Source organism: Citrobacter sp. wls716, assembly GCF_005280975.1.
Lineage (GTDB): Bacteria > Pseudomonadota > Gammaproteobacteria > Enterobacterales > Enterobacteriaceae > Citrobacter > Citrobacter youngae.
Genome location: NZ_SZWX01000031.1, coordinates 155,084 through 174,472, shown reverse-complemented (window position 1 = coordinate 174,472; position 19,389 = coordinate 155,084). Strand labels below are relative to the sequence as shown.

At 54.7% G+C, this 19,389-nt stretch carries 21 protein-coding genes and 1 pseudogene; 11 read left to right on the top strand and 11 right to left on the bottom strand.

Annotation, left to right across the window (positions count from 1 at the left end; genetic code table 11):
- Positions 1-6: 6 nt before the first annotated feature.
- Positions 7-516: pseudogene (locus FDX24_RS10955) on the top strand (transposase); the annotation flags it as partial.
- 187 nt (positions 517-703) lie between these two features.
- On the opposite strand, the gene sitD reads toward FDX24_RS10955, so the two are convergent.
- The 4 genes from sitD to FDX24_RS10935 are packed head-to-tail and all read right to left on the bottom strand — an operon-like array spanning position 704 to position 4,141.
- Positions 704-1,555 (bottom strand): iron/manganese ABC transporter permease subunit SitD, encoded by an 852-nt coding sequence (sitD, locus tag FDX24_RS10950; RefSeq protein ID WP_137364298.1) that lies wholly within the window; start codon positions 1,553-1,555, stop codon positions 704-706.
- Complete coding sequence (sitC, locus tag FDX24_RS10945) at positions 1,546-2,409, bottom strand: iron/manganese ABC transporter permease subunit SitC (RefSeq protein WP_115642970.1); 864 nt, start codon at positions 2,407-2,409, stop codon at positions 1,546-1,548. The genes sitD and sitC overlap by 10 nt, the downstream gene beginning before the upstream one ends.
- Before the next feature lie 2 nt (positions 2,410-2,411).
- Positions 2,412-3,227, bottom strand: a complete 816-nt coding sequence (sitB, locus tag FDX24_RS10940) for an iron/manganese ABC transporter ATP-binding protein SitB (protein WP_048213039.1) — start codon at positions 3,225-3,227, stop codon at positions 2,412-2,414.
- Positions 3,224-4,141 carry a metal ABC transporter substrate-binding protein gene (locus tag FDX24_RS10935; protein ID WP_048213038.1) on the bottom strand — a complete coding sequence of 306 codons (918 nt, stop codon included), beginning with the start codon at positions 4,139-4,141 and terminating at the stop codon, positions 3,224-3,226. Before FDX24_RS10935 ends, sitB begins: the two co-directional genes overlap by 4 nt.
- A gap of 184 nt (positions 4,142-4,325) precedes the next feature.
- Here FDX24_RS10935 and FDX24_RS10930 point away from each other — a divergent pair, with 184 nt between their 5' ends.
- Positions 4,326-4,670 carry a nitrous oxide-stimulated promoter family protein gene (locus FDX24_RS10930; protein ID WP_137364297.1) on the top strand — a complete coding sequence of 115 codons (345 nt, stop codon included), beginning with the start codon at positions 4,326-4,328 and terminating at the stop codon, positions 4,668-4,670.
- Between the two features lie 125 nt (positions 4,671-4,795).
- Here FDX24_RS10930 and FDX24_RS10925 read toward each other — a convergent pair whose 3' ends face one another.
- The 7 genes from FDX24_RS10925 to hypA form a co-directional block, all read right to left on the bottom strand.
- Positions 4,796-5,224 (bottom strand): molybdopterin-binding protein, encoded by a 429-nt coding sequence (locus FDX24_RS10925; RefSeq protein WP_137346143.1) that lies wholly within the window; start codon positions 5,222-5,224, stop codon positions 4,796-4,798.
- 44 nt (positions 5,225-5,268) lie between these two features.
- Positions 5,269-7,347: a formate hydrogenlyase transcriptional activator FlhA gene (gene flhA, locus FDX24_RS10920; RefSeq protein ID WP_061068462.1), complete on the bottom strand. Its 2,079-nt coding sequence runs from the start codon at positions 7,345-7,347 to the stop codon at positions 5,269-5,271.
- Positions 7,348-7,566: 219 nt separating this feature from the next.
- Positions 7,567-8,577 (bottom strand): hydrogenase maturation carbamoyl dehydratase HypE, encoded by a 1,011-nt coding sequence (hypE, locus tag FDX24_RS10915; protein ID WP_061068461.1) that lies wholly within the window; start codon positions 8,575-8,577, stop codon positions 7,567-7,569.
- A complete protein-coding gene (hypD, locus tag FDX24_RS10910) occupies positions 8,574-9,695 on the bottom strand; it encodes a hydrogenase formation protein HypD (protein ID WP_048213035.1) in 1,122 nt (373 codons plus the stop codon). Before hypD ends, hypE begins: the two co-directional genes overlap by 4 nt.
- Complete coding sequence (gene hypC / locus FDX24_RS10905; RefSeq protein ID WP_061068460.1) at positions 9,695-9,967, bottom strand: hydrogenase 3 maturation protein HypC; 273 nt, start codon at positions 9,965-9,967, stop codon at positions 9,695-9,697. The genes hypD and hypC overlap by 1 nt, the downstream gene beginning before the upstream one ends.
- The gene (gene hypB / locus FDX24_RS10900; RefSeq protein WP_115601574.1) at positions 9,958-10,830 is read right to left on the bottom strand and encodes a hydrogenase nickel incorporation protein HypB; all 873 of its coding nucleotides are present in this window, start codon (positions 10,828-10,830) and stop codon (positions 9,958-9,960) included. Before hypB ends, hypC begins: the two co-directional genes overlap by 10 nt.
- A 103-nt stretch (positions 10,831-10,933) precedes the next feature.
- Positions 10,934-11,305, bottom strand: coding sequence for a hydrogenase maturation nickel metallochaperone HypA (hypA, locus tag FDX24_RS10895; protein ID WP_003037406.1), 372 nt, complete (start codon positions 11,303-11,305; stop codon positions 10,934-10,936).
- Positions 11,306-11,503: 198 nt separating this feature from the next.
- Between hypA and hycA the strand changes: the two genes are divergently transcribed.
- The 9 genes from hycA (at position 11,504) to hycI (ending at position 19,382) form a co-directional block, all read left to right on the top strand.
- Positions 11,504-11,962, top strand: coding sequence for a formate hydrogenlyase regulator HycA (hycA, locus tag FDX24_RS10890; protein ID WP_137364296.1), 459 nt, complete (start codon positions 11,504-11,506; stop codon positions 11,960-11,962).
- Between the two features lie 143 nt (positions 11,963-12,105).
- Positions 12,106-12,717, top strand: a complete 612-nt coding sequence (hycB, locus tag FDX24_RS10885) for a formate hydrogenlyase subunit HycB (RefSeq protein ID WP_003825909.1) — start codon at positions 12,106-12,108, stop codon at positions 12,715-12,717.
- Entirely contained in the window at positions 12,714-14,540 is a 1,827-nt protein-coding gene (hycC, locus tag FDX24_RS10880; protein ID WP_137364295.1) for a formate hydrogenlyase subunit 3, read from the top strand. The genes hycB and hycC overlap by 4 nt, the downstream gene beginning before the upstream one ends.
- A 2-nt stretch (positions 14,541-14,542) precedes the next feature.
- Positions 14,543-15,466 carry a respiratory chain complex I subunit 1 family protein gene (locus FDX24_RS10875; protein ID WP_005130594.1) on the top strand — a complete coding sequence of 308 codons (924 nt, stop codon included), beginning with the start codon at positions 14,543-14,545 and terminating at the stop codon, positions 15,464-15,466.
- 17 nt (positions 15,467-15,483) lie between these two features.
- A complete protein-coding gene (gene hycE, locus FDX24_RS10870; RefSeq protein WP_005130590.1) occupies positions 15,484-17,193 on the top strand; it encodes a formate hydrogenlyase subunit HycE in 1,710 nt (569 codons plus the stop codon).
- A gap of 9 nt (positions 17,194-17,202) precedes the next feature.
- Positions 17,203-17,745, top strand: coding sequence for a formate hydrogenlyase subunit HycF (gene hycF, locus FDX24_RS10865; protein WP_003037391.1), 543 nt, complete (start codon positions 17,203-17,205; stop codon positions 17,743-17,745).
- Entirely contained in the window at positions 17,745-18,512 is a 768-nt protein-coding gene (gene hycG, locus FDX24_RS10860; RefSeq protein ID WP_003037388.1) for a formate hydrogenlyase subunit HycG, read from the top strand. Before hycF ends, hycG begins: the two co-directional genes overlap by 1 nt.
- On the top strand, positions 18,509-18,919 hold the full coding sequence (locus tag FDX24_RS10855) for a formate hydrogenlyase maturation HycH family protein (protein WP_005130585.1): 411 nt from the start codon (positions 18,509-18,511) through the stop codon (positions 18,917-18,919). The genes hycG and FDX24_RS10855 overlap by 4 nt, the downstream gene beginning before the upstream one ends.
- A complete protein-coding gene (gene hycI / locus FDX24_RS10850; RefSeq protein WP_115601581.1) occupies positions 18,912-19,382 on the top strand; it encodes a hydrogenase maturation peptidase HycI in 471 nt (156 codons plus the stop codon). The genes FDX24_RS10855 and hycI overlap by 8 nt, the downstream gene beginning before the upstream one ends.
- Positions 19,383-19,389 lie beyond the last annotated feature (7 nt).

Sequence of the window (19,389 nt, the reverse complement as noted above, 5' to 3'; positions counted from 1 at the left end):
TGCCGGAGTCTGAACCAGAACTGGTCTATCGACTTTATGCCTGATACCCAGGTCTGTGGCCGTCGTTTTCGCACGTTCAATGTCGTTGATGACTTTAACCGTGAGGCGTTGTCGATTGAAATCGAACTGAATCAGCCAGCTCTGCGCGTGGTCCGTGTGCTCGACAGGATCGCGGCAAATCGCGGCTATCCGGTCACGTTACGCATGGATAATGGTCCGGAATTTATCTCACTGGCACTGGCTGAATGGACAGAGAAACATGCAGTAAAACTGGAGTTTATCCAGCCGGGTAAGCCGACACAGAACGCTTTTATTGAGCGCTTTAACCGAACATACCGTACAGAAATACCCGATTTTTATCTGTTCAGAATGCTGAATGAAGTGCGGGAAATCACGGAGAAATGGTTATCTGAATATAACTGTGAACGCCCGCATGAATCACTGAACAATATGACACCGGAGGAATACCGACAGCACTATTATCTGGCCGGGATCTCAAAAAATGCCTGGAACTAAAACGGGTCTATTTACACCACACCCCAATGTACCATTGAAGTGTGGCTGGTGAAGTTTGTATCAAATTACTCATTCATTTCGTGGTTGCTCTTTTTTATCTTATTGAATATCGATAATACCCGTCAGGATGCGGAAACGAGGTTTTAGAGGCATAAGCATCATTAGCTGACATATCATGAAGCATTATTTATACATCATGCAGCTGAAGTTGATTCTCTAAACGCCGATCGCGCAGCGTTGAATAAATAAAGGTGATGACAAACAGCAGGGAAAATAAAACGACTATGGTCGGCGCGGGGGCACTGTCGATGAAAAATGACAGGTATACACCCAGAAATGACGTTGCAACCGATATGGCGGTAGCCAGTAATAATGCCTGGGCGAACCTGCGCGTCATTAAAATCGCAATCGCACCGGGGGCAATCAGCAAGGAGATCGACAAAATAATACCTACCGACTTTAGCGTCGCGACGATAGTCAGGGCTATCATACACAGCAGACCATAATGCAGCAGTGTGGTGTTAAGACCGCTGACCTTTGCCTGGTGCGGATCGAACGCATGCAGTAGCAGATCTTTCCATTTAAGCCCGATGATAAGCGCTATCCCCAAAGCGATAACCGCAGTCTGCGCAATGTCGCCCAGCGAAACGCCCAGCATGTCACCGAACAAAATATGGTCCAGATGAATTTCAGACTGGATTGACACATACAGCACCAGTCCGGCGCCAAACATACCGGAAAAGACGATCCCCATCAGGGTATCGCGCTTGATACGGCTATTATCGTCAAGATACCCGGTGGCGACCGCGCAGAACAATCCGGCGACAAAAGCGCCAATCGCCAGCGGAATACCCGCAATCCAGGCCAGTACAATCCCCGGAAAGACCGCATGGCTCATGGCATCCCCCATCAGCGCCCAACCTTTCAACACCAAAAATACCGACAGCAGCGCGCAGGGGACGGCGACGATAACGGAGATGGTCAGCGCGTTGACCATAAAGCTGAACTGAAAGGGTTCCAGTAATGTGGTTAAGAACATGAGGACTCCTTGTTCACCTGCCGGGCGCGGCGGCGATTCGCCAGCAGACCGTGTTTGGGGGCGAAGACAAACGCCAGCAGGAACAGCAGCGTTTGCAGTACGACGATAATTCCGCCGGTTGCGCCGTCCAGCCAGTAGCTCAGCCAGGCGCCAGAAAAGCTGGTCAGGCTACCGATAGCCACAGCGATCGTCAGCAGACGAGGAAAACGATCGGTCAACAGCCAGGCTGTGGCGCCGGGTGTGACCACCAGGCAAATCACCAGAAAAGCGCCGACGGTTTGCAGTGCAGCAACGGTGGAAACGGAGAGCAGGGTAAAAAACAGCAGTTTTAAACGCCCCGGATTCAGACCAATAGAGCGTGCATGGTTTTCATCGAAAAAGACCACCATCAGGTCTTTCCACTTCAGCAGCAGGATAGTCAGTGAGATGACGCCGATGATCGCCAGTTGCAAAATATCTTCCGGCGCAATCGCCAGCACGTTACCGAGAATAATGGTCTGGATGTTCACCGACATCGGATTGAGCGACACCATAAACAGCCCGATACCGAAAAAAGACGAAAAAATCAGTCCGATAATCGCATCTTCCTTCAGGCGCGAACGCTGATTAAGAAACAGCATACTGCCCGCAGCCAGTCCCCCGGAAAGAAATGCCCCCAGCGCGAAGGGAAGCCCTAACATATATGCCCCGGCAACACCGGGAACGATGGAATGCGATAGCGCATCGCCAATAAGCGACCAGCCTTTGAGCATCAGGTAGCATGAGAGGAACGCGCACAGGCCGCCGACCATCGCCGAAACCCACATGGCGTTGAGCATGTACTGGTAACCAAAGGGTTCTGTCAGCCAGTTCATGACTATTCCCCCTCGCGTGCCGCGCGGCGCGAAATAAACGGGCGCTCATCATCGGTAATCACATGCTGCTCACCCCCACTCAATGCGACGTGACGCAGAACGCCGCTAAATGCCTGTTCAAGGTTCTCGGTGGTAAAGGTGGTGTCAGTTGGGCCGCTTGCCAGCACGGTGCCTTTAATCATTACCGTGTAATCACAAAACTCGGTGACCGAGCCCAGGTTATGGGTGGAGACCAGCATGGTTCGGCCCTCATCACGCAATTCGCGCAGCAGGTCGATGATCCGGGCTTCGGTTTTTACATCCACGCCGGTGAAGGGTTCATCCAGTAAAATAACCTGTCCGTCCTGTGCGATTGCCCTTGCCAGAAAAACACGCTTTTTCTGCCCACCGGACAGTTCACCAATCTGGCGATGGCGATATTCCAGCATATCAACCCGCGCCAGTGCAGCATCCACGCAGGCGTGATCGTGCGCCTTTGGCCGACGCAGCCAGCCCATATGGCCAAAACGTCCCATCATGACCACATCTTCCACCAGTACCGGAAATGACCAGTCCACCTCTTCAGACTGGGGCACATAAGCAATCAGATTCTGTTTTAGCGCCTTGTTGACCGGCTGTTGCAGGATAGAGATTTCCCCCTGTGCCAGCCGGACAAACCCCATCAACGCCTTAAACAGTGTTGATTTCCCGGAACCGTTGACACCAACCAGTGCGGCAATCGAGCCGCCCGGAACCTGAAACGTGGCATCCCGCAGTGCAGTGTGGCCGTTGCGATACGTCACCGTAACCTGATTCACGGTAATCGCAGATTGACTCATGGTTGACTCCCAAGGCCGTTATTGATGCCGTTAACAATGGTTTGTGTGGTGACGCGCAGTAGATCCAGATAGGTCGGGACCGGGCCGTCGGCAGCGCTGAGTGAATCGACGTACAGCACGCCGCCGTAATGTGCGCCAGACTCCCGGGCTACCTGACGCGCGGGTTTGTCGGACACGGTACTTTCGCTAAATACCGTGGGGATCTGATGCGCACGTAAGGTATCGATCACCTTGCGTACCTGCTTCGGCGTACCTTGTTGATCGGCGTTGATCGGCCATAAGTACAGTTCTTTCAGGTCGTTATCGCGCGCCAGATAGGAGAACGCCCCTTCGCTAGTGACCAGCCAGCGTTTATCGGCAGGAATTTTGGCAAGTTCGGCCTGGAGCGGCGCGAGCGTTTGCTGAATTTCTGCTTTATAGCGATCGGCATTCTTCTGGTAGGTCGCTGCGTTTTCCGGGTCATATTTCATTAACGCATCGCGAATGTTATCCACGTAAATCAGTGCGTTGTCTGCTGACATCCAGGCATGCGGATTGGGTTTTCCATTGTATGGCCCTTCGCTGATGCCCATCGGTTTTACGCCGTTTGAGACCATCACTTCCGGTACGCCGGACAGATGTTGGTAGAAGCGGGTAAACCAGAGTTCCAGATTGAGACCATTAGAGAGAATTAACTGCGCGCCCTGCGCCCGCTTAATGTCGCCTGGCGTGGGCTGGTATTCGTGAATCTCTGCCCCGGGTTTGGTGATTGAACTGACGTCTGCCGCATCGCCTGCCACATTGCTTGCCATATCAGCAATGATCGTAAACGTCGTGATGACCTTGAACTTTTCTTTCGCCCAGGCAGGCGACAGCGTAAGTGCCGTCAACAGGCTGGCAAGGAGAACTGACTTCAGACGAGGCAGATGCGGCATAGTATCCCTCACAACAAAGTGGTTAATTAATCATCGAATATAGCCTTTGCTATGTTATATAGCACATGGCATAAATAAATGAAAATAATTCTTATTTGCGTAGGGTAAGGATGTATCACCTTCAGGTAATAGTGCTGCGTATTTTTAAGGTGTATTATTTATGCAACTTAATTATGGAGGCATCATGTCCGGCAAACGTATTGCTCGTGAAAAAATGACGATCCAAAAGATGATATCGCTGTACGAAAGCCAGTGTCCGGAAGCTTCAGATGAACAGGGGCATTACGATGCGTTGTTTGCTTATGCGCAAAAGCGCCTGGACAAGTGCGTGTTTGGCGAGGAAAAACCGGCCTGCAAACAGTGTCCGGTACACTGCTATCAACCTGCTAAACGCGAAGAGATGAAGCAAATTATGCGTTGGGCCGGGCCGAGAATGCTCTGGCGTCACCCGATTCTGACCGTTCGCCATCTGATTGATGACAAGCGTCCCGTCCAGGAATTACCTGAGAAATATCAGCGCAAGAAGTAATCTGGTTATTTTGTGCCGGATGGCGGCGATGCCTTATCCGGCTAGCAAGCGCAGGCTCACCTGTCGCGTAGGCCCGATAAGCGTAGCGCCATCGGGCAATTTAACTATCGGGTACCGGATGGCGGTTACGCTTTGGTGGCAATAAGAATGGCCGAGGCTTTGATCAGCGCGATGACCCGGCTTCCCTGGCTCAGTTTCATCTCTTGCTGACTTTCGTTCGTCACGACCGCGACAATGTCAAAACCGGCATCAGTTTTGATGTGTACGGTGGCGTTAACGGCGCCTTCGGTTACCTGTGAAACGCTACCGGCAAATTGGTTACGGGCAGAGAATTTCAGGCCACAGTCTTCAGTCGCCAGCGTCACCCACGGCGCTTTAATCAGCGCAATGGCTTCTTTTCCTTTCGCCAGACCCAGTGCCTGCTGGCTGCTATGGGTCACAATCGCGACCAGTTTTGCGCCGCCAGCCAGCGTCAGTTCAACTTCATCATTCACTGCACCAGTGGCAACTGCACTGACTGAACCGGTTAATTGATTACGTGCTGATACCGCCATACTGCCTCCTTTCGTTGAGTTATCACCCAGTATAGCCACAATGGCTAAACCAGCGCATCCTTATCAATACCTAATCGCTTCATACGCGACAACAACGTGGTTCGTTTTAGCCCCAATCGCTGCGCAGCACCTTTAGGACCGGCAACCACGCCGTTGGTCTCTTTCAGGACGCGCATGATCAACTGGTATTCGTCCTCGCCATCCTGCGCAACTTCGGTGGCTACCGGCGGTGCGGACGGCGTCAACGCGGCAATATCCGGCAGGGACAGCTGTAGCACGTTGCCTCGGGTAAGCAGAACCGCGCGCTCCACCACGTTTTCCAGTTCGCGCACGTTACCCGGCCACTCCATGCTGCTCAAGGTACGAAGCGCTTCGGCAGGAATACTGTCGATATTGCGTCCCATCCGGCGAGCAATTTTAAAGGTAAAGGCTTTCACCAGCAGTGGGATATCTTCCGGGCGCTCGCGCAGCGGAGGTAAATGGATTGGGAAAACGTTCAGCCGGTAATACAGATCGTTACGGAATTCCCGATCGGCAACCATCTTTTTCAGATCGCGGTTAGTGGCGGCGATCAACCGAACGTCGGTTTGGATCAGCTTGTTGCTGCCCAGGCGTTCAAATTCCTGCTCTTGCAGTACGCGCAGCAGCTTAGGCTGTAGCTCCAGCGGCATGTCACCTACTTCATCGAGGAACAGCGAGCTTTTATCCGCCAGTTCAAAACGCCCAATTCGCTGTGTGCTGGCCCCGGTAAACGCGCCGCGTTCGTGACCAAACAGGTCGCTTTCCAGTAATCCGGCAGGCATTGCCGCGCAGTTCATCTTCACCATCCGGCGGGCGTTACGCCCACTCAGATTATGAATCGCTCTGGCGATCAGCTCTTTACCCGTACCTGTCTCACCCAGAATCAATACGGTGCTGTCGCTCTGCGCCACCATTTCGACCTGTTTGAGTACGCTGTACATGGCTTCGCTGCGACCGATAATTTCGCCGAACTCACTGTCCACATTGTTCAGTTGCTCGGTCAGCGCCAGGTTTTCATCGACCAGACGTTCTTTCAGGCGATGTATCTCCTGATAGGCAAGCGCGTTATCTACCGCAATGGCTACGCGTTCGGCAATCTGGCGCAACAGTTTCAGGTTGGCGGTGGTGAAAACTTTTTCTTCACACTGCGCCAGTTTGAGCACGCCAAGCATCGTGTTGCCGGACATCAGCGGCAGCAGGCACAGAGTCTGTAGCTGGTTGCCCCAGGTTTCGAACAGCATCCGTTCGTAAGGGGCGAGCGTATCGCGTTCGCTCAGATTAATCAGCAGCATCTCTTTGCTTTTGAAAACGCGTTCAGAAAGCGTACCTGCTTCATCCACTTCACTTTGTTCGTGCGCCGGATGATGTTCATCCAGATAGTGGGTGGAATAAATGCTGAGCTTGTTTTTGCGATCGCTGCGTAACACGATGCTGATGGCATCAATGTCGAAGTAGTGATGGATCTCTTTGGCGACTTCGCTGACCAGCTCGTCAATGTCCAGGCGGGAGAGCACCGCATTGGTGATGGCGACGAGGATACGAAAGTTGTCACGTTCGCGACACAGCAAATCGTAATCGACGTTGTTGCTGACTCTGCTCTGAATTTGTTCCGCAACGACGCCGACTATCTGGGTAAAGGTCTGCAGCCGGTTGTACTCTTTTTCACTCCACGGACGATCTTCGTTGCGGATGAATTCACAGCCGCCAAAGATGCGTCCATCCGCCGCCAGCGGCAGCAGGCAGTAGTGGCCAAATTCAGAATACAGTCCACCTGAAGCCAACTGTGGCCAGGTTTCCGTAAACTCATGATAGTTGCAGTGCAGCGCATCGGGGCGAGACAAAATACGGCGTACCGGGCCATGGGCCAGTACCGTTTCATCTTCATAATCGATGGGTTTACCATTTTCACGCGTCGCAAAATAACGCGCACGCTGCGTTTGTGCCTGCCATAACACAATAGCCGCGCAGTCGGCCAGCGCTGAACGCTTGACCAGCTGCGAAAGCGCCTCGCTGAGAGACGGGAGATCGGGCTGCTGTAATAATGTACGAGTAATATCGAACAGGCCTTGCTGTCCGAGGTCACTCATCGGTGTATACGACATATTGCTTTTCCAGGAAAAGCACCGCAGAACGGTGCGAAAACGGTAAATGAATTATAGGTATAAGTCGTAAATCATTGCCGGATATCTGACCGCGAACTCGCTGGTCACGCAATCCGTAGGCCTGATAAGCAAAGCGCCATCAGGCGATAATGCAGCGTTAATGCCGGATGTCGACGCAAATGCGTCTTATCCGGCCTACAGTATGCTGCCAACTGGCTGCTAACATATACGAGGTAAAGGTTCGGCGTGTGGTAAATCGAGGGTCCGTTTCACGCCGTACAGTCCGGCCAGACGCACACCTTTGCGTTCTACCACTTCACCAATCAGCGCGGCATCGCGTCCTAAAGGATGGGCGTGGAGTGCGGCGAGCACGGCTTCAGCAGCCTGACGTTCAACGGCAATCACCAGCTTACCTTCGTTAGCAAAATTGAGCGCATCCAGACCCAGCAGTTCGCAAACGCCACGCACCGCGGGTTTCACGGGCAGGGCCGCTTCAGACAGCTCAATGCCAAACCCGCATGATGCGGCAAATTCATGCGTTACTGCATTCACGCCGCCACGGGTCGCGTCACGCAGCGCCTTCACGCCAGGAATATCACGCAGCGTCTGGATAAGCGGCGTCAATACCGCACAGTCGCTGACCAGTTCGCCATCCAGACCCAATTGTTCGCGTAGGTTAAGGATAGTTGCGCCGTGATCGCCAAGCGTACCGCTGACCAGCAGCACATCACCCACGCTCAGGGTCTGTGCGCCCCAGTGAATGTTGGCGGGGATCGCGCCCATTCCGGCGGTGTTGATAAAAAGTTTGTCCGCCGCGCCGCGCTGCACAACTTTGGTATCGCCGGTTACGATAGCAATACCCGCTTCACGGGCGGTTGCTGCCATGCTGTTCACGACGGTTTTCAGCGTGTCCATTGGCAGCCCCTCTTCGAGGATAAAACCGCAGGAGAGGTAGCGCGGTATCGCGCCGCTGACCGCGACATCGTTAGCCGTACCGCAGATTGCCAGCTTGCCAATGTTGCCGCCGGGGAAGAACAGTGGGTCGATAACGTAGCTGTCGGTTGAAAACGCCAGACGATCGCCTTCAGCGACCAGTTGCGCCAGTTCCAGACGTGCCTGATCTTCCTGTTCCGCCAGCCACGGATTCGCAAATGCCTCCATAAACAGACTGTTGATTAACTGCTGCATAGCCTGGCCGCCGCTACCGTGGGCGAGTTGTACGCTGTTCATGCTTCACACTCCTGCTGACGATACTGATACCAGGCGGCACATGCGCCTTCGGAGGAGACCATCAGGGCGCCAAATGCGGTCTCCGGGTTACAGGTTTTGCCAAATAGCGGGCACTGATGCGGTTTGCATCTGCCGGTCAATACCTCTCCGCAACGCGCGCGCGGATCGTCATACACCTGCTGCGGCGCTGGCTGGAAATGCGCTTCGGCGTCAAAGCGCTGATAGTCAGGCGTCAGGTGAACGCCTGATGATTCAATGACGCCCAGACCGCGCCATTCGCTGTCGCCATTCACGCTGAACACGTCGGCGATAGCCTGTTGGGCTAACGCGTTACCGGCATCCGGTACCACGCGACGATACTGGTTTTCTACCTGGCTGTGCGCGGCAATTTTCTGCTCAATCAACATCACCACGCCCTGCAGGAGATCGAGCGGTTCGAAGCCAGCGACCACTAACGGACGATGGAAATCTGAGGCAATAAAATTATAGGCGTCAGTGCCAATCACCATGCTGACGTGACCCGGCGCTAAAAAGGCATCAATGCCGTTGTCCGGTTGTTCCAGCAGGCTGCGCAGCGTTGGGATCAAGGTGATGTGCTGGCAGAAAAAGTAAAAGTTCTGCACATCGCGCTGTTTGGCCTGCTGCAGAGTGATGGCGGTTGTCGGCATGGTGGTTTCAAAACCCAGGCCAAAGAACACCACTTTGCGCGTTGGGTTTTCCTCGGCCAGCTTCAGCGCATCCATTGGGGAATAGACGATACGGACATCCGCGCCGCGCGCTTTGGCTTGTAGCAGAGAACCTTGTTTACCCGGGACGCGCATCGCGTCGCCAAAGGTGCAGAAAATCACTTCCGGGTGGCTGGCGATTTCGACACAGCTGTCAATTCTGCCCATCGGCAGAACGCACACCGGGCAGCCTGGACCGTGAATAAACTCGACGTTTTCAGGCAGTAACTGGTCGAGACCGAACTTGAAGATTGCGTGGGTATGACCCCCACAAACTTCCATGATGCGTAGCGGGCGTTCAGCAGTGTAGGGGAGGAGTGCAGCACGTTCACACAGGTGCTCTATCAACTGCATCACCTGTTCTGGTGCGCGGTATTCGTCAACAAAACGCATTATTTTTCCTCGCCATACAGCAACGCGCCGACATCCGGCTCAACGTCAAACATGTTTTGTAGCGCGTCGAGCGTGTCGCGCGCTTCTGCTTCATTAATGATGCTCATGGCGAAACCGACGTGAACCAGTACCCACTGGCCCAGGCGTGGCTCACCCTTTTCATCACAGCTACCGACCAGCGTCAGGTCGACGTCGCGCTGAATACCGCAAACGTCGACCTTAGCTTGGTTGCCATCAATGGTGCGGATTTGACCCGGAACACCTATGCACATCGCTGATTCTCCAGCCATGACAGCCATTGATCCATCCCTTCGCCGCTGGTGGCGGAAATCAGGATGATCTCAATTTCCGGATTCACTTCCCGGGCGCTGGCGATGCACTTATCTACGTCAAAATTGAGGTACGGCAGCAGATCCACTTTGTTGAGCAGCATCAGCGATGCGGCGGCAAACATATGCGGATATTTCAGCGGTTTGTCTTCACCTTCGGTGACGGAAAGCACGGCGACTTTATGACGTTCGCCGAGGTCGAAACTGGCCGGGCACACCAGGTTGCCGACGTTTTCAATGAACAAAATACCGTTATCGTCAAGCGGCAAACGCGGCGCGGCATCGGCAATCATTTGGGCGTCGAGGTGGCAACCTTTACCGGTGTTGACCTGGATGGCGGGCGTGCCGGTGGCGCGAATACGGGCAGCATCGTTCACCGTTTGCTGGTCGCCTTCAATGACGGCACATGGCACGCTGTCTTTGAGCTTCATTAGCGTTTCGGTCAGCAGCGTGGTTTTACCGGAACCCGGGCTTGAAACAAGGTTCAGTACCAGATGCTGACGGGCCGCAAAGCGGGCACGGTTGCGCTCGGCCAGGCGGTTGTTTTTATCCAGTACGTCAATTTCCACTTCCAGCATGCGGCGCTGGCTCATGCCTGGCGCGTGGGTGCCTGCTTCACCGTGACCGTAGTGCAAATCACCTTCTTCAGTCTGGCTCGGTGTGAAATTTGAGGTTTTCACACCGGTAATATTCAGCGCCGGACGAGCCGCCGGGGCAAATGGCGCGCTGCGAAACGCCGAGTGGGGATTATGTTCATCACCCTCTATATATAGGTTGCCTTCAGCGCAACCACATGTCGTACACATCGCTCACTCCTGATCTTTTTACTTGCGGTATATCTGTTGCCGGATGGCGGCTTTGCCTTATCCGGCCTACAAACGAGCTCTTTGTGTAGGCTGGATAAGACGCTTAGGCGTCGCCATCCGGCGCTGGAGTCTGATCTATTTCAATACGTCGAATCTGTAAGCCGTCATCAGCCACAATTCTCAGCATATCGCTGTTGCATTGCGGACATCGGCGCACGCGTTGCGTCAGTAACGTGACGTATTGCTGACAAGATTCGCACCAACATTCGGCTTCTTGTTCTTCGAGGTGGAGTTTACAACCTTCTGCAAGGGTCCCGCGGCATACCAGATCAAAACAAAAGGAGAGAGCGCTGGTTTCTACGCAAGAAAATGCGCCAATTTTGAGCCAGACCCCAGTTACTCGCTGAGCACCGTGTTGCGTGGCCTGTTGTTCAATCAATTCCAGTGCCCGTTGGCAGAGGGTTATTTCGTGCATACCGCCTCCTGTGAAGTTGCCGTATCAAAAGCAATAAGCATGCCAGGTTGAATTTTTTCATTCGTGACAATGACGACGATGACGAAATGACATGTCGTCACCCGCCTTTGATTTTTTATCTATATGAAAATTAAGTAATTTAATTTTGGCATGAAATGTGCTTAAGGCTGTTCATCTCTGCTAAACGGGTAACCTGACATGACTATTTGGGAAATAAGCGAAAAAGCCGATTACATCGCTGAACGGCATCGTCGCCTACAGGACCAGTGGCGTATTTACTGCAACTCGCTGGTTCAGGGGATCACCCTGTCAAAAGCGCGTTTGCATCATGCGATGAGCTGCGCGCCGGACAAGGATTTGTGCTTTGTCCTTTTTGAACACTTCACTATCTACGTCACGCTGGCGGACGGCTTCAATAGCCACACCATCGAGTACTACGTCGAAACGAAAGACGGTGATGATAAGCAACTGATTGCACAAGCAGAGTTGACCCTCGACGGTAAAGTCGATGAGCGTATCAGCAACCGCGATCGCGAGCAGGTGCTGGAGCACTATCTCGAAAAAATCGCCAGCGTCTACGACAGCTTGTACACCGCGGTTGAGAACAATATGCCGGTGAATTTAAGCCAGCTGGTTGAGGGACATAGCCCGGCTTAAGCCTCGGGGGCCGTCCACTTTGTCATGATGCGGTTTACATACTGCGTCACGATGTTTTAGGGAATGGGCATGTCGAAAAATGTCGAAATGACATTTTGCAGACATGTTTTCGTCAAAAATGACTATCACCTGAGGAATGCCTGGTGAATCGTTTTGTAATTGCTGACTCCACTCTTTGCATTGGCTGCCACACCTGTGAGGCCGCCTGCTCAGAGACACATCGCCAGCATGGCCTGCAGTCAATGCCGCGCCTGAAAGTGATGTTAAATGAAAAAGAATCCGCGCCGCAGCTTTGCCACCAGTGTGAAGATGCGCCTTGTGCCACCGTTTGCCCGGTTAATGCGATTAACCGTGTCGATGGCGCCGTACAGCTGAATGAAAGCCTGTGCGTCAGCTGCAAATTGTGCGGGATTGCCTGTCCGTTCGGCGCGATTGAGTTTTCCGGCAGCCGTCCGCTGCACATCCCGGCGAACGCCAATACGCCAAAAGCGCCTCCGGCTCCGCCAGCGCCTGCGCGCGTGAGTTCGCTGTTGGACTGGGTTCCAGGCGTTCGTGCCATCGCGGTGAAATGCGATCTGTGCAGTTTTGACGAGCAAGGTCCGGCCTGCGTGCGCATGTGCCCAACCAAAGCCCTGCACCTGGTGAGCAACATGGATATCGCCCGCGCCAGCAAACGTAAGCGTGAGCTGACTTTCAACACCGATTTCGGCGATCTCACCTTGTTTCAGCAGGCTCAGAGTGGGGATGCAAAATGAGCGCAATTTCACTAATTAACAGCGGCGTGGCCTGGTTTACAGCGGCGGCGGTTCTGGCATTTCTGTTTTCATTTCATAAATCGTTGAGTGGCTGGATTGCCGGGGTTGGCGGTGCGGTGGGCAGCCTGTATACGGCGGCTGCGGGTTTTAGCGTACTGATTAATGGGCTGGCGGTCAGCGGCGTGATGCCGTTTATTGGTCACAGTCTGCAAATGACGCCGCTGAACGCTATCTGGCTGATTACGTTGGGTCTGTGCGGTCTGTTTGTCAGCCTGTACAACATTGACTGGCATCGTCATCCGCTGGTTTTAGCTAACGGCCTGCTGGTCAATCTGCTGATGGCCGCGGCGGTATGTGCGGTGGTTGCCAGCAACCTCGGTACGCTGGTGGTGATGGCGGAAATCATGGCGCTGTGTGCCGTGTTCCTGACTGGATGCAGTAAAGAAGGCAAGCTGTGGTTTGCGCTGGGACGTATTGGTACGCTGCTGCTGGCGCTTGCGTGTTATCTGGTGTGGCAACGCTACGGCACCCTGGAGCTGCGTCTGCTTGATCTGCGTACCCAGGAGCTGCCGCTCGGCGCCGACATCTGGCTGCTGGGCGTGGCGGGTTTTGGCCTGCTGGCCGGAATTATTCCTCTGCATGGTTGGGTGCCACAGGCTCACGCCAATGCCAGCGCACCGGCTGCGGCACTGTTCTCTACCGTCGTCATGAAGGTGGGTCTGCTGGGTATTCTGTCGCTGTCGCTGCTGGGCGGTAACGCGCCGCTGTGGTGGGGCGTTACGCTGCTGGTGCTGGGGATGATCACCGCGTTTGTCGGCGGTCTGTATGCGCTGATGGAGCACAACATCCAGCGTCTGCTGGCGTACCACACGCTGGAAAACATCGGCATTATTCTGCTGGGGCTGGGCGCTGGCGTGACCGGGATTTCCCTGAATCAACCGGCGCTGATTGCGCTGGGTTTGACCGGCGGTCTGTACCACCTGGTAAACCACAGCCTGTTCAAAAGCGTTCTGTTTCTGGGCGCAGGCAGCATCTGGTTCCGTACCGGTCATCGTGATATCGAAAAACTGGGCGGGATCGGTAAACGTATGCCGGTTATCTCTCTGGCGATGCTGGTTGGCCTGATGGCGATGGCCGCGCTGCCGCCGCTGAACGGTTTTGCCGGCGAATGGGTTATCTACCAATCCTTCTTCAAGCTGGGTAACAGTGGCGCGTTTGTCGGCCGTTTTTTAGGACCGTTGCTGGCGGTAGGACTGGCGATTACCGGCGCGCTGGCGGTGATGTGTATGGCGAAAGTCTATGGCGTTACTTTCCTTGGCGCACCGCGCACGAAGGAAGCTGAAAACGCCTGCTGCGCGCCAATCCTGATGAGCGTGAGCGTCGTTGCGCTGGCTATCTGTTGCGTGATTGGCGGCGTGGCTGCGCCGTGGCTGCTGCCGATGATCTCCTCTGCCGTTCCGCTGCCGCTGGAAACTGCGAACACCACCGTTTCTCAGCCAATGATCACGCTGCTGCTGATCGCATGTCCGCTGCTGCCGTTCATCATCATGGCAATTTTTAAAGGCAACCGTCTGCCGTCGCGTTCACGCGGTGCGGCATGGGTCTGTGGTTACGATCACGAGCAGTCAATGGTCATTACCGCGCACGGTTTTGCCATGCCGGTCAAAGAAGCCTTTGCCCCGGTACTCAAACTGCGTAAATGGCTGAATCCGGTATCACTGGTTCCGGGCTGGCAGAATGCGGCTGCGCCGGTGCTGTTCCGTCGCCTGGCGCTGATTGAGCTGGCGGTACTGGTGGTGATTGTGGTTTCACGAGGAGCCTGAGAATGAGTGTTTTATATCCGTTAATTCAGGCGCTGGTGCTGTTTGCCGTTGCGCCGCTGCTGTCCGGTGTTACCCGCGTGGCGCGTGCGCGTTTGCACAATCGCCGCGGTCCGGGCGTTTTGCAGGAGTACCGCGACATTATCAAACTGCTGGGTCGTCAGAGCATTGCGCCTGCGGATTCCAGCTGGGTTTTCCGCCTGACGCCGTTTGTGATGGTGGGCGTGATGCTGACTATCGCCACTGCGTTGCCGGTAGTGACCGTTGGCTCGCCGCTGCCACAACTGGGCGATCTGATCACCTTAATTTACCTGTTCGCCATTGCCCGTTTCTTCTTCTCTATCGCGGGACTGGATACTGGTAGCCCGTTTACCGCCATTGGTGCCAGCCGTGAAGCGATGCTCGGCGTGCTGGTTGAACCTATCCTGCTGCTGGGGCTGTGGGTGGCGGCGCAGGTTGCCGGTTCGACCCACATCAGCAACATTGCCGATACCGTTTATCACTGGCCTGCCGCGTATAGCATCCCGCTGATTCTGGCGCTGTGCGCCTGTGCTTTCGCCACCTTTATCGAAATGGGCAAACTGCCGTTCGATCTGGCAGAAGCAGAGCAAGAGCTGCAGGAAGGTCCATTGACTGAATACAGCGGCAGCGGTTTTGCCGTGCTGAAATGGGGCATTAGCCTCAAGCAACTGGTCGTTCTGCAAATGTTCGTTGGTGTGTTCCTGCCGTGGGGACAGATGGAAACCTTCACCGCGGGGGGGCTGCTGCTGGCGCTGGTGATTGCCGTCGTCAAACTGGTCCTCGGCGTGCTGGTCATCGCCCTGTTCGAAAACAGCATGGCGCGTCTGCGTTTTTGCGCCACTTCACGCGTGACCTGGGCCGGTTTTGGGTTTGCGTTTTTAGCGTTCGTCTCCTTGCTGGTGGCGTGATTTAAGAGAGTTTGAGCATGTCTGAAGAAAAATTAGGTCAACACTATCTCGCTGCGCTGCACCAGGCCTTCCCGGGTGTGGTGCTGGATGAAGCCTGGCAGACCAAAGATCAGCTGACGATCACCGTCAAGGTGAACTACCTGCCGGAAGTGGTGGAGTTCCTGTACTACAAACAGGGCGGCTGGTTGTCCGTGTTGTTTGGTAACGACGAACGCCAGCTGTGCGGCCATTACGCTGTTTATTATGTGATGTCGATGGAGCAGGGCACCAAATGCTGGATAACCGTCCGCGTTGAAGTCGATGCCAATAAGCTGGAGTTCCCGTCCGTCACACCGCGCGTTCCGGCTGCGGTCTGGGGCGAGCGCGAAGTGCGCGATATGTACGGTTTGATCCCGGTTGGTTTGCCGGATGAGCGTCGTCTGGTACTGCCCGATGACTGGCCGGACGAACTCTATCCGCTGCGTAAAGACAGCATGGATTATCGTCAGCGCCCGGCGCCGACTACCGATGCTGAAACCTACGAGTTCATCAACGAACTGGGCGACAAGAAAAATAACGTGGTGCCGATTGGCCCGTTGCACGTCACCTCCGATGAACCCGGTCACTTCCGCCTGTTCGTGGACGGCGAGAACATTATTGATGCCGACTACCGTCTGTTCTATGTCCACCGCGGCATGGAGAAACTGGCGGAAACCCGTATGGGTTACAACGAAGTGACGTTCCTGTCAGATCGCGTGTGTGGTATCTGCGGCTTTGCGCATAGCACCGCCTATACCACCTCCGTTGAGAATGCGATGGGCATTGTGGTGCCGGAACGTGCGCAGATGATCCGTGCCATTCTACTGGAAGTTGAGCGTCTGCACTCGCACCTGCTGAACCTCGGCCTGGCCTGTCACTTCACCGGTTTTGACTCCGGCTTTATGCAGTTCTTCCGCGTGCGTGAAACGTCGATGAAGATGGCGGAGATCCTCACCGGGGCACGTAAAACTTACGGTCTGAACCTGATCGGCGGTATCCGTCGTGATCTGCTGAAAGAAGATATGATCCAGACCCGTCAACTGGCGCAGCAGATGCGTCGTGACGTGCAGGAACTGGTCGATATGCTGCTCAGCACGCCGAACATGGAACAGCGTACCGTCGGTATTGGTCGTCTGGATCCGGAAATTGCCCGTGACTTCAGTAACGTCGGCCCGATGGTTCGCGCCAGCGGTCACGCGCGCGACACCCGCGCCGATCACCCGTTTGTCGGCTATGGTCTGTTGCCGATGGAAGTTCACAGCGAGCAGGGCTGCGACGTTATTTCTCGTCTGAAAGTTCGTATAAATGAAGTCTACACCGCACTGAATATGATCGACTTTGGTCTGGATAACCTGCCGGGCGGCCCGCTGATGGTGGAAGGCTTTACCTATATTCCTCACCGTTTCGCACTGGGCTTTGCTGAAGCGCCGCGCGGAGATGACATTCACTGGAGCATGACCGGCGACAACCAGAAACTGTATCGCTGGCGCTGCCGTGCAGCAACCTACGCCAACTGGCCGACGCTGCGCTACATGCTGCGTGGTAATACCGTTTCCGATGCGCCGCTGATTATCGGTAGCCTCGATCCTTGCTACTCCTGTACTGACCGTATGACCGTGGTCGATGTACGTAAGAAGAAGAGCAAAGTCGTGCCGTACAAAGAACTTGAGCGCTACAGCATCGAGCGTAAAAACTCGCCGCTGAAATAAGGAATCGCCATGTTTACCTTTATCAAAAAAGTCATCAAAACCGGGGCGCCGACGTCGTCGTATCCGCTGGAGCCGATTGCGGTCGATAAAAACTTCCGTGGCAAACCGGAACATAATCCGCAGCAGTGTATTGGCTGCGCGGCCTGTGTGAATGCGTGCCCGTCGAACGCGTTGACGGTAGAAACCGATCTGGCCACCAATGAGCTGGCGTGGCAGTTCAATCTCGGTCGCTGCATCTTCTGCGCCCGCTGCGAAGAAGTTTGCCCGACGGCGGCAATCAAGCTGTCGCAGGAGTATGAGCTGGCGGTGTGGAAGAAAGAGGATTTCCTGCAGCAGTCCCGCTTTGCGCTGTGTAATTGCCGCGTATGTAACCGTCCGTTTGCGGTACAAAAAGAGATTGATTACGCCATTGCGCTGCTTAAGCACAACGGTGATAGCCGCGCGGAAAACCACCGTGAAAGCTTTGAGACCTGCCCGGACTGTAAGCGCCAGAAATGCCTGGTGCCGTCTGACCGTATTGAACTGACTCGCCATATGAAAGAGGCCAGCTGATGAGCAATTTATTAGGCCCACGTGACGCCAACGGTATTCCGGTACCGATGACGGTGGATGAATCCATTGCCAGCATGAAAGCGTCGCTGCTAAAAAGCATCAAGCGTTCAGCGTACGTTTACCGTGTGGACTGCGGCGGCTGCAACGGTTGCGAAATCGAAATCTTCGCCACGCTTTCTCCGCTGTTTGACGCCGAACGTTTTGGCATCAAAGTGGTACCGTCCCCGCGCCATGCGGATATCCTGCTGTTTACCGGCGCGGTAACCCGTGCCATGCGCTCTCCGGCGCTGCGCGCCTGGCAGTCTGCGCCAGACCCGAAAATTTGTATCTCTTACGGTGCTTGCGGTAACAGCGGCGGTATTTTCCACGACTTATACTGCGTATGGGGCGGCACCGACAAAATCGTACCGGTGGATGTGTATATCCCTGGCTGCCCGCCAACGCCTGCAGCCACGCTGTATGGTTTTGCGATGGCGCTAGGCCTGTTGGAACAGAAAATTCATGCACGTGCGCCGGGCGAACTGGACGAACAACCTGCTGAAATTCTGCATCCGGATATGGTTCAGCCGCTGCGCGTGAAGGTGGATCGCGAGGCTCGCCGTCTGGCGGGATACCGCTATGGTCGCCAGATTGCTGATGACTATATGACGCAGTTAGGGCAGGGCGAGCATCAGGTGGCGCGCTGGCTGGAGGCGGAAAACGATCCGCGTCTGACCGAGATCGTCACGCATCTTAACCATGTTGTCGAAGAGGCGCGTATCCGATGAGTGAAACGGTGGTGTTCAGTCAACTGAGCCGTAAGTTTATTGATGAGAACGATGCGACGCCCGCCGAGGCGCAGCAGGTTGTCTATTACAGCCTGGCGATTGGTCACCACCTTGGGATCATCGATTGCCTGGAAGCGGCGTTAACTTGTCCATGGGATGACTATCTGGCATGGATTGCTACCCTTGCTGAGGGAAGCGAAGCCCGCCGGAAAATGGAAGGTGTGCCGAAATACGGCGAGATCGTTATCGATTTCAACCATGTGCAAATGCTGGCACGCGCGTTCGATGATGCGCGTGCCGTACAGACCCCGCAGCAGCAGGAGTGGAGCAAGCTGATGCTTAGCATGCTGCACGACATACACCAGGAAAGCGCCATCTATCTGATGGTGAGGAGACACCGTGACTGACGTTTTATTATGTGTGGGTAACAGCATGATGGGCGATGACGGCGCGGGCCCGCTGCTGGCTGAAATGTGTGCTGCAAATCCTCAAGGCAACTGGGTTGTCATCGACGGCGGTAGCGCGCCGGAGAACGATATTGTCGCCATCCGTGAACTGCGTCCGCAACGTTTGTTGATTGTTGATGCCACCGATATGGGGCTGAACCCCGGTGAAATCCGTATTATCGATCCTGATGACATTGCCGAGATGTTCATGATGACCACCCACAACATGCCGCTGAACTACCTGATAGATCAGCTGAAAGATGACGTTGGCGAGGTGATTTTCCTTGGCATTCAGCCGGATATTGTCGGTTTTTACTACCCGATGACACAACCGATCAAAGATGCTGTTGATACCGTCTATCAGCGATTAGCCGGTTGGGAAGGACACGGTGGATTCTCCGAGCTGGAAGCGCCAGAAGAGTAAACCGTAT